Source organism: Bacillus sp. NTK034 (assembly GCF_017303275.1).
Lineage (GTDB): Bacteria > Bacillota > Bacilli > Bacillales > Cytobacillaceae > Cytobacillus.
The window spans coordinates 1-5,259 of the sequence record NZ_JAFKOJ010000025.1 but is presented as its reverse complement, the minus strand read 5'-3'; the positions used below and the strand labels follow the sequence as shown (position 1 = coordinate 5,259).

At 35.6% G+C, this 5,259-nt stretch carries 4 protein-coding genes; 3 read left to right on the top strand and 1 reads right to left on the bottom strand.

Features of this window, described 5'->3' with window-relative positions:
- Both JI665_RS28090 and JI665_RS28085 read left to right on the top strand, forming a co-directional pair.
- A partial coding sequence (locus JI665_RS28090; RefSeq protein WP_206846264.1) for an MATE family efflux transporter occupies positions 1-1,297 on the top strand: 1,297 nt, incomplete at its 5' end.
- A 752-nt stretch (positions 1,298-2,049) separates the two neighbouring features.
- Positions 2,050-2,547 (top strand): SRPBCC family protein, encoded by a 498-nt coding sequence (locus tag JI665_RS28085; protein ID WP_414635290.1) that lies wholly within the window; start codon positions 2,050-2,052, stop codon positions 2,545-2,547.
- 153 nt (positions 2,548-2,700) lie between these two features.
- Here JI665_RS28085 and JI665_RS28080 read toward each other — a convergent pair whose 3' ends face one another.
- A complete protein-coding gene (locus tag JI665_RS28080) occupies positions 2,701-3,828 on the bottom strand; it encodes a YncE family protein (protein WP_206846258.1) in 1,128 nt (375 codons plus the stop codon).
- A gap of 920 nt (positions 3,829-4,748) precedes the next feature.
- On the opposite strand from JI665_RS28080, the gene JI665_RS28075 reads away from it, so the two are divergent.
- Positions 4,749-5,259 (top strand): multicopper oxidase domain-containing protein (locus JI665_RS28075; RefSeq protein ID WP_206846256.1); only part of this gene is annotated, 511 nt, incomplete at its 3' end.

Below are 5,259 nucleotides of genomic sequence, written 5' to 3'. Positions count from 1 at the left end.
TTTTCAAACCATTCTCGGCTTCGTTGATACTTTATTTGTTTCTAAACTAGGATTGATTGAAGTTTCTGCTGTCGGTATTACGAATGCAATCCTGGCTGTTTATTTTGCCGTCTTTATGTCAATTGGTGTTGCGGCAAATGTTTTAATTGCCAAATTTCAAGGTGCTGGAGATAAGGAAAAAGCGAAAGAAATCGGTCATCAGTCCATTATTCTTGCTATTATTTTAGGAGTAATATTTGGATTGATTTCCTTTTTCCTGGCTGAACCTCTCCTCCGTTTAATGGGAGTCGAGAACAGTGTATTAAAGCCAACTGCTATCTACTTTCAAATTGTAGCAACACCTTCCATTTTCATTTCATTAATGTTTGTAATGGGGAGCATTTTACGGGGCAATGGTGATACAAAGACACCCATGAAAATTAGCATATATATGAACCTCATTCATATCGTTCTTGACTACATCCTTATATTTGGCTTTTTCATTATTCCAGCTCTTGGATTGGAAGGTGCAGCTTATGCGACCATTATTTCGAGGATATTGGGTGTCATCGGACTCTCTTTTTATCTATTAAAATACAATACTATAACAGCCAACCCTTTAAAATGGAAAATAAATAAACAGATACTATGGAACCTTATTACCTTGGGTTCACCAGCAGCTGGAGAGAGATTAGTCATGAGAATTGGGCAAGTGCTATATTTTGGAATAATCGTAGCCTTAGGCACTAATACTTTCGCAGCTCATCAAATTGCTGGAAACATCGAAGTTTTCTCGTATATGATCGGCTATGGATTTGCCGCCGCAGCCACCACTTTGGTTAGTCAAAGACTTGGTGCAAATGACATTCATGGTGCGAAAAGATATGCAAACCTCTCAATTCTTTCAGGCACTGTGTTTATGACAATCTTTGGTGGCATCTTGTTTATATTAGGAGAATGGGCAGCATACTTCTTTACCGATGAATATAAAGTTGTTCAACAAATAAAACTGGCCCTTCAAATTGATGCTTTTATACAACCTGCTTTAGCAGTGGTATTAATTTTAAATGGCGTATACCAAGCAGCAGAAAATACAAAGTTTCCGATGTACTCGACTGCAATTGGCATCTGGATTATCCGAACAGCTGGTGTTTATATATTGGGTGTACATTTTGGCTTAGGCATAGCAGGAGTTTGGATTGCGATTGGCTTAGATAATGTATATAGAGCGATTTGGCTAGGAATCAACTATCAGAACAGAAGCTGGTTAAAATACATGAAAATTGATGAGTCATCCAAAGGGATAAAAAGCTCCTGATTGTTTTTTAATAAGCAAATATTTGTGAGGCTAGAGGTGGTCTCCTTTTCGTTTTGTTTAGATGGAGATGAATGAAAACCAATAATAATCAGCCAATACTACCAATCCAGCAACGGGTCTTCAACTCTTGTGATAACAATAATTATTGAAAAGGATGAAATCTTTATTATCTATCCCAGAAATAGCATCAATTAAGATAGCAAAAAAAATTTAGTGCTCCATATACCACATAAATAAATATTCCCTGGGATCATTTAGAACATATTTCAGTAGCAAAATTTGCTCTGACTTTACCTCCATTAATAGAACCTGAAAGTATCTAGTACATTCAGGCAACTTAATCCTATATCTTCTGAAGGCAAAGCAAAAACATCCAACCTTGTAAAAAACCAAAATAAAAATGAAAAAAGCTTGAAAAATGCCTAGCACTAAACTTTCCTCTACTTTTCACACTGTCTCATTTTTTAATATATACGGATCAACTTCCTGACTTCTTCAATTAACTTTCCAGTTTATCTAAATAGAACTGCAATATTTCTCAAGGGGCAAATTATAAATAAAGTGGAGACGTTAATTCCTGTGAATTTTGTATTCACCCTCTCAGTATTTCTGAAAAGCATTACTAGGGTATTGAATTAAAGAAAGATGGAAGTGTAGGAAAACAGGGTAGGTTTTAAGAGATCTAACAATTAATCATTTTTAAATTTTCTTAATAATGTTACTATTTAATTGTAATATTTTTACAATGGAGGATGATTCTTTTGAAAACTGAAACAAATGATATCGCTATTATTAAGGAGGTAACAATTAATGCACCATTAAATCTAGTATGGTACGCTTGGACAATCTCTGAAAGAGTTTCTGAATGGTTTGCACCTGAAGCGGTAGTAGATGCTAAGGAAGGTGGCAATTACGAACTTTATTTCATACCTGGAAATAGTACGGGTATGAATACGAAGGGCTGCAAAATCACTAAACTTATCAATGAAAGCGAACTGCATTTCACATGGAAAGCGCCAGACCAATTCGAAACACTCATGAACAATGAAAATGACCTAACAATAGTTAATGTAAGTTTCAAATCAATTAATGAAAGTTCTACAAAAGTGATTATAAAGCATACTGGATTTAAAGATAATGAGGACTGGGTTGAAGCTATTAACTGGCACCAAATGGCATGGTCAGGTGTACTTGATAGTTTAAAATCTGCTCTTGAAAAGGGCAAAGGTAATTTATGCTGCCAACCGTAAACTACAATCTACTAAAATATAAATAATTTTAGAATAAGACAAACCCCAGTTTCTATTTTTGAATCTGGGGTCTATCACATAATTCAGCTATTCTAATAAAATTTATAGACAATTGTCTCGGTTTTTTGTATTTATATAGTGATGACAAATGAATTAATTTGTAATGCTTATTCCATTCGGTACTCCTTCTACTTCAATTGTTTTAATGACTTTATTCTGTTCTTTATCGATGATGCTGACCGTATCTTCAAACATATTCGTCACATACACCCTCTTGTTGTCCGGACTTGTTACCACTCCATGCGAACCTTTTCCGGTTTTGATTTCAGTAATTATTTTCTTTGCAGCCAGATCTATAACTGTAACACTGCTGGAAGGAGCTTCTTCTGTTCCCTGGTTTGCAACATAGGCAAATTGATCTTTCTCATCAATATATACTTGTGCCGGACCAGTCCCCACGGGAATTTTATCAACCTTATCAGTAGCCAAATCAACCACAGCCAGAGCATTTTCTCCATTTAATGTAACGACAAGCGTTTTTCCATCAGAAGTAACACCTGTAGTTACAGGAGATGTTCCCACTTTGATTCGCTTTTCTTCCTTCATGGTTTCAAGGTTAACAACACTTACTGTGTCTTCACCCATATTGGCAATATAAGCTCTCTTGCTATCTGATGAAATTCTAAATCCATGTGGTCCTTTCCCTGTCTCCACTGTATTAATTACAGTAAAACTCGGTATTTCAATGACAGTCACATTATTGTCTTCATTGTTTGTTACTGCAGCATATTTCCCATCCTCTGAAAAAACAATGTGGGCAGGGTGGTTGCCAACTTCGACTACCTGCATTAGTTCATCGTTTTCTATGCTGTAAAAAACTGCTTTTGCACCCATTTCCATTTCTTCTCCGTGACCATCATCCTCTCCACCGTGCCCTGCCATACTAGGAACCACCGTTGCCCCAATCATTTTTCCATCTGGTGAAACCTGCACATTATGAACCGAACCATCTACTTCTATTGTCGATATAATTGAATTATTAGCTGCTTCAATTTTAGAGATACTTCCTCCCTCGTTTGCGGTGAAATAATATTGGACAGCTGTCTTCTCATCGGCCTCTTCTTTATTCTCATCATCTTCCCGTTCCTTGTTTTCTACTTGAGATACAGGTTCTTTTTCACTCTTTTTATCTTCCCCAGCATTACTTGCTGAACTGCATCCTGCCAGTATCACTCCTAAAAGCAAAAGAAAAATAAATACACTCTTTTTTACATTACTCATGATTTGTTCCTCCTTATCGAATTTAAGGAAAGCATAATAACTAAAAAAGAATACAAAAGTGATTTTTTTCACTATGGCAAGTTTATTTTCAAAAAGTCTAACAATCTCTTGAACTCCATCAAATATTCATATTTGAAATATACGATAAGAATTTTCAACGCAAAAAAATGAACAGACTAAATTGTTGTCTGTTCATTAGGCAATATTAGTTTTTTATCTGAAAAATAAACGAATTAATCCTATCAATCCCACAATCAAAGACCAAATTATTAAAAATATACCGGTTGGTATTCTATTTTTTCTAATTTTCCACTTCTTATTTGAACAGCACGACATATGACATCACTCCGTTCATCCTTTTGATTTTTCCCTTTTATTGGGCTAGGAATGGCTATATACACATTACTGTCTTGGATCTACGTTTTGAAAACATGGTCCTGACATTAATACCAATCATCATACTTTCCTCCGTGACAGGGGCAGTAAAGTGTAATTCCTTCTTTCATAATGGATTCTTCTGCATTTCCTGCAATACATTCATTTCCAGTTCACTGATTGGCCCTAAGCTGGCCATCGTACTCATATCCACCCTTTCCCTGTCGATACACTGTCAACCTAAGAGGAAGAACTGAAATGGCACATACACCAGCTGTTCTTTTTAACTTTTTTGAAATAAATGTTCGTCTGCTCCATAATCATTCTCGCACCCTCCCCTATTTAGGATTTATGTTAACACTATTTTTTGCAGAAATTTCTATGATCCTCAGAAAGAGCCTGCAAAGAAATATGAATTATTTGTTAACTAAATGCCAACTGTCGATTGCATTAAATAAAAATTTCATATAAAGAATTTTTTATCCATAGTTTCTGCACTTATTTATATTATGATTTGTTTAAATAATAACAGGAGGTATTCAGTCATGAAACTTAAACTGCTTGCTATATTACTTTTTTCTATCTTATTTCTTGCTGCCTGTTCTAATAGCGGCATGAGTGGAATGGACCATGGGAACATGGACATGGAAGAAGAAAATAATACAGATGAAAAAGAAAAGATCGAGGGGTTACAAACTACAAATGCCACAGAAACACTGACAGGAAATGAAATAAACATTGTTGCAAAAAAAGGCAAACATCAACTGAATGAGAGTGTAAGTGTGGATGCACTGACATTCAATGGATCTGTTCCCGGTTCCCAAATTCGGGTAAAACAAGGAGAAAAAGTAAAAATAAATCTTAAAAATGAACTTGATGAACCTGTGTCCATACACTGGCATGGGATTAGGGTTCCAAATGAAATGGATGGTATACCAGGTGTAACACAAAATGCGATACAGCCAGGTAAATCCTTCACATATGAATTCACCCCGGAGGATCCTGGAACATATATGTACCATACCCATCAGAATGCTGTTGAGCAAATGGATAAAG

Coding starts and splice junctions, on each gene's coding strand:
- JI665_RS28085 (WP_414635290.1), top strand. CDS start 2,050: ATGATTCTTTTGAAAACTGAAACAAATGATATCGCTATTATTAAGGAG.
- JI665_RS28080 (WP_206846258.1), bottom strand. CDS start 3,828: ATGAGTAATGTAAAAAAGAGTGTATTTATTTTTCTTTTGCTTTTAGGA.